The organism is Agreia sp. (assembly GCF_964263775.1).
In the GTDB taxonomy this organism is placed as follows: domain Bacteria; phylum Actinomycetota; class Actinomycetes; order Actinomycetales; family Microbacteriaceae; genus Agreia.
In genome coordinates this window covers 1-5158 of the sequence record NZ_CAXVWM010000087.1, presented here as the reverse complement: position 1 = coordinate 5158, position 5158 = coordinate 1, and the positions used below count along the sequence as shown (strand labels likewise).

The 5158-nt window shown below is 65.0% G+C and carries 5 protein-coding genes and 1 pseudogene; 5 read left to right on the top strand and 1 reads right to left on the bottom strand.

Annotated features, from left to right (window positions below; genetic code table 11):
* Window positions 1-47 precede the first annotated feature (47 nt).
* Window positions 48-638: an exonuclease domain-containing protein gene (locus ACE5CZ_RS07160; RefSeq protein ID WP_374946642.1), complete on the bottom strand. Its 591-nt coding sequence runs from the start codon at window positions 636-638 to the stop codon at window positions 48-50.
* A gap of 75 nt (window positions 639-713) precedes the next feature.
* On the opposite strand from ACE5CZ_RS07160, the gene ychF reads away from it, so the two are divergent.
* The 5 genes and pseudogenes from ychF to ACE5CZ_RS07135 form a co-directional block, all read left to right on the top strand.
* Window positions 714-1787 (top strand): redox-regulated ATPase YchF, encoded by a 1074-nt coding sequence (gene ychF / locus ACE5CZ_RS07155; protein WP_374946641.1) that lies wholly within the window; start codon window positions 714-716, stop codon window positions 1785-1787.
* A gap of 24 nt (window positions 1788-1811) precedes the next feature.
* Window positions 1812-2577 (top strand): annotated as a pseudogene (locus tag ACE5CZ_RS07150) (DUF6357 family protein).
* A 34-nt stretch (window positions 2578-2611) separates the two neighbouring features.
* On the top strand, window positions 2612-2932 hold the full coding sequence (locus ACE5CZ_RS07145; protein ID WP_374946643.1) for a DUF6357 family protein: 321 nt from the start codon (window positions 2612-2614) through the stop codon (window positions 2930-2932).
* Window positions 2933-3014: 82 nt separating this feature from the next.
* Complete coding sequence (locus ACE5CZ_RS07140; protein WP_374946640.1) at window positions 3015-3581, top strand: alpha/beta fold hydrolase; 567 nt, start codon at window positions 3015-3017, stop codon at window positions 3579-3581.
* 71 nt (window positions 3582-3652) lie between these two features.
* Window positions 3653-5158, top strand: a 1506-nt coding sequence (locus ACE5CZ_RS07135) for an ABC-F family ATP-binding cassette domain-containing protein (RefSeq protein ID WP_374946639.1), incomplete at its 3' end; no start/stop codon positions are given.

The following is a 5158-nucleotide window of genomic DNA, read 5'->3' as shown; positions in this document are numbered from 1 at the left end:
GAAGTCTTGCACCGGCCACCGACATCGCCCGAGCGATCGGCCGCGCGTCAGCCGACGGGCGCGGCGACGGTCGGTCTCAGCCGGGAGATCGTGACGCCGGCCGCCCCGGCGAGGGTCTCGATGGAGCTCACCTCGTGTCGTTCGGCCGCATGGATGATGATGGCCGCGCACGCCTCGGCATCCGCAAGCGCGTCGTGATGCCGAAAATCTTCGAAGCCGGCGGCCATCGCCGCTACGGGCAGCCGATACGAGTCGAGCGCGTACGTCTTGCGGGCGATCTGCAGGCTGCAGGCGTACGCGTTCGGCGGGCATTCCACGCTCGCCGCCGCACTGGCCGCCCGGATGACCGCCATGTCGAAGGCCGCGTTGTGCGCCACGAAATGGTCGTCTCCGACGAAGTCGACGAGCTCGTCGAGCTGCTCCTGCCAGCCGCGCGCGCCTTCGACGTCTTCTCGGTAGATGCCGTGGATCTTCGTGTTCCAGGGAAGGAACTCGTCGAACCCGACCTCGGGTTTGATGAACCACGAGGTCTCGTCGACGACGACCCCGTCGCGCACCTTGACGAGGCCCACCGAGCACGCGGACTCGCGATAGGAATTAGCGGTCTCGAAGTCGATGGCAGTGAAATTCAGGGGCACGTCTCGATGCTCTCACGGGGCACCGACCCTGGTTCCGAAGTGACCCCGCGCGCCGGGCAAGTACGATTGATGCTCGTGGCTCTCACTATTGCAATCGTCGGTCTGCCCAATGTCGGCAAGTCCACCCTCTTCAACGCCCTGACCAAGAATCAGGTGCTCGCGGCGAACTATCCGTTCGCGACCATCGAGCCGAACGTGGGTGTCGTGAACCTTCCCGATGCCCGTCTCGCCGCCCTGGCCGAGATCTTCTCGAGCGAGCGCATCCTGCCGGCCCCCGTTTCGTTCGTCGACATCGCAGGCATTGTCAAGGGTGCGAGCGAGGGCGAGGGCCTCGGCAACAAATTCCTGGCGAACATTCGTGAGGCGGACGCGATCGCCCAGGTCGTGCGCGGATTCACCGACGAAGACGTGGTGCACGTCGACGGCAAGGTCGATGCCGCCAGCGACCTCGAGACCATCAACACCGAGCTGATCCTCGCCGACCTGCAGACCCTCGAGAAGGCCGAGACCCGGTTCGAGAAAGAGGTCAAGGGCAAGAAGATGGATGCGTCGGTGCTCGCCGCAGCGAAAGAGGCCCGCGAGTGGCTCGACACGGGCAAGCCGCTGTCGGCATCGAAGGTCGACCTAGAGCCCATCCGCGAACTCGGCCTGCTCACGGCCAAGCCCTTCATCTATGTCTTCAATATCGACGAGGGAGTGCTGAACGACGAGGCGAAACTCACCGAGCTCGCGGCTTTGGTCGCTCCCGCGCACGCGATCTTCCTCGACGCCAAGCTCGAATCGGAGCTCATCGACCTCGACCCGGCCGACGCGGCCGAGCTGCTCGAGTCGACCGGTCAGAAGGAGAGCGGCCTCGATCAGCTCGCCCGCATCGGCTTCGACACCCTCGGGCTGCAGACCTACCTCACGGCGGGTCCGAAGGAGACGCGGGCCTGGACGATTCCGAAGGGCGCCAAGGCCCCACAGGCCGCCGGAGTGATCCACACAGACTTCGAAAAGGGCTTCATCAAGGCCGAGATCATCGGATTCGATGACCTCGTCGAGACCGGATCGATCGCCGAAGCCCGCGCCAAGGGCAAGGCGCGCATCGAGGGCAAGGACTACACGATGCAGGACGGCGACGTCGTGGAGTTCCGCTTCAACGTGTGACCTCGTATCGGAGAGCAGGGATATATGTCAGAGACGGTATTCGCCCGCCCGAACGTGTGGATGCCTCGTGTTATTCGAGAAGGCGGCGTCCTCAGGCTCGAACTGGCTGCCGGAGCCGACGCCAACCACGACCCGCGCACCTTCACGGTTGCCATCGACGAGCGTCATCTCGCGGTGATCCGGGATGACCTCGCGAGGCATCTGCTTCTGTACAGTGCCTTGACCTCGCTCTGGTATGCCGCGGGAACCCGCGGGCCGCTCGACGAAGTCGCCGCCGCGGCGCTTCTCGACCCGATCCTCCTCGCCGAGCCCATCGAGATCGACGCGCTGTTCAGGCGCATCCGGTGGGACAGGGCGCGGCTCATCGCGCAGGGAGCCGATCTCGAGCTTCTCGAGGCGGGGCAGATCTGGTCGGCCATGGATTCGGCGACGGAAACCTCGAACTGGTCTCGCGTGCAGGAGTATGAGGCGTCGCGTCAGCGCGCCGAGTCGGGCGTGGTACTCGCACCTCTCGACACCGCGATTCTGCGATTCACGGGTCACTACCTGTACGGCGGAGCGTCTATCCCGAAACGCCTTGTCGACGCGGTCGACCCCGATCTGCTGCCCGACGTTGTGCGAGTGGTTGCCACAGCCGAGCAGGCCTGTGCCGGCATGCGAATCGGTCGAGTCAGCCGTGCGCCGAGCGCACCCCGCGCTCGTCGATGAGGCGGTGCGCTCGGTGAGCTTTCTCATGTGCTCGGAGGCCGCAGCCCGCGCCAGACAGACACGCACCCGTCGACGACGATGACGCGACAGTCGTCGCGAGGGCGAGACGCACGAAGCTGATCTTCACCGACGACAAGGATGCCGAGAAGATCTGGCAACCAGAGGATGCCCGCACGGCCACCGACGAGTTCTGGAAGTTCGTCGCCGATCGTGCTGCGGCGCACAACGAGGTCTTCACCATCGAGGACGAATCGGCGGGCGAAGGCATTCAGCTGCACTTCTATGCGGACTCGATCGCCCGGATCACGAAGATCCCCGAGAGCGAACGAGGTTCAGGCGCCGAGCACCGGGTCGAGTACAGCCTGGTCGACGACCTCGACGGCTATCGACAGCTTGTGCGCGCCCGGAGACGACGCGGAGCGGCCCAGCGTCCCTGATCCCGTGTTTTCCTTTTCTCGCTCCAGTAGGGTGTCGGAGGCGAGCGGGAGCTCGGCCGTCGCACGAAAGGGAGCCCAGACCATGACCGAAACCCAGATCTTCGAACCCGACGCACGGGCGATCCCGTACGCCGTCGAGGGAAACGGCCCGACGGTTGTGCTCATTGCGGGCAGGGATCTTGCCATCGACTACCTCGGCACCCTCGCTCACCTGCTCGCCGAGGAGGACTTCCGCGTGCTGCGCATCGCGTCGAGCGGCACCTGGTCGCAGACCCTAGACGTGCACGGCCTGGCCAGTGGAGTCATCGATGTCATGGATGCCGTCGGCGTCACGGATGCGTGGCTGGGCGGTCACGCGTTCGGTGGATCCATCGCGCGGGCGGTGGCCCTCGATCATCACGACCGCGTCAACGGAGTGCTGCTGCTCGGCGTCGAGTCTGGAGACCTGACGCTCGCCGAGGGCCTGCCCGTCTTGGTCATCCAGGGGTCAGCCGATGACATCACCCCACCCGCGAACGGCGAGGCACTGCAGGCCTCTGCGCCCGACAGGGTGAGCCTGGTGTCCATCGACGGCGGCGGCCACATGTTCGTCTCCGAGAACGTCGGTGCGACGTCGTGGGCCATCGAGGACTACCTCGACTGGGACTGATCGAACCCTGCGCCCGGCGCCCCGAACAGCGACGACATCCGCCATCGAAACTTCGCACGTAAGGAACAATCGTGAGCTTGATCCGCCTGAACGACGTGAGCGTGACGGTCGAGAAGACGCAGATTCTGCGCGAGGCGTTCTTTCGTCTCGAAGCCACAGACCGCGTGGGGCTCATCGGGCGAAACGGATCGGGCAAGACGACGCTGCTCAAACTCGTACTCGACCAGGTGCAGCCTGATGTCGGAACCGTGACCGTCGAATCCGGCGTTCGGATCGGCTACTTCTCGCAGTTCTCCGAACTGAACGGCGAGCAGAGCATCACCGAGGTTCTCGACGCCCTGTTCGTCGAGGTGCACGCCGTCGAAGACGAACTCGCAGCGATCGATGCGGCAATCGCCGCCGACCCATCGGGCGGGCCCGCGCTCGATGCGCTGATCGAACGCCAGGCCGAGCTCTTCGCCGAGATGGACAGGCTCGATGGCTGGGACTATCCGCGCACGATCGACCAGGCACTCACGACCCTGGGCTTCACCGAGGCCCACCGGGTCTGCACGATCGACGAGCTCTCGGGCGGATGGCGAAACCGCGCCGCGCTCGCAAAGATCCTTCTCGAAGATCCCGATGTGCTGCTGCTCGATGAGCCGACGAACTTTCTCGATGTGGCCGGGGTCGAATGGCTCGAGTCGTGGTTCCGCGACTTCCACGGCGCCGCCGTCATCGTGTCGCACGATCGCGCGTTCCTCGATGGGGTCGTGACGCGGATCATCGAGCTCGAGAACTTTCACCTGCACGAATATCCGGGCAACTTCGGCGAGTACATCGTGCAGAAACAGTTTCGGCTGAAGACGCTCGAGGCCCAGTTCGTGCACGAGAACGAGCTCCTCGCCTTCGAGGCAGAGGGAATCGCCGACCGACGCGAGGCGGCCAAGGCCTCGAGCAAGAAACTCGACAAGCAGCTGTCGCACATCAAGAAGTCGAGGGCTCCCCGCCCTGTCGACCAGATCATCAGCGAGATCTACGGCGGTCTGCACGTCAAAGACGTGCTCTGTCGGGTCGACGGGCTCGAGAAGTCGTACGGCGACAGGATGCTGTTCACTGGCCTGGGATTCGAGATTCGACGGGGCAATCGCATCGTGGTGCTCGGCGCCAACGGCAGCGGCAAGAGCACGCTGTTGCGCGTGCTCACGGGGGATGAAAAGGCCGACCAGGGCCACGTCGACTGGGCACCAGGCGCGAAAGTGATCTCTTACAACCGCATGCTCGACGACCTCGACCTCGACGATACGGTCACCCACGCGGTGAACGCCCTGCCCGACAGCCTCGCCCTCACCGCGACGCGCAAGTCGGTGGGCCGCTTCCTCGCCATGTTCCAATTCTCTGACGCCGACCTCAAGAAGCGCATCCGTGAGCTGTCCGGCGGCCAGCGCGCCCGCGTCGCGATGGCCCAATGCCTGCTGTCCGGCGCATCCGTTCTGCTGCTCGACGAGCCGACAAACCATCTCGACCTCGCCAGCACGCAGGTGATGGAACGCGCGTTGATGCATTTTCCGGGCGCGGTCGTCGTGGTCAGCCACGAC

Excerpts from the sequence above, each read along its gene's own strand:
- ACE5CZ_RS07140 (WP_374946640.1), top strand. The coding sequence starts at position 3,015 with ATGACCGAAACCCAGATCTTCGAACCCGACGCACGGGCGATCCCGTAC.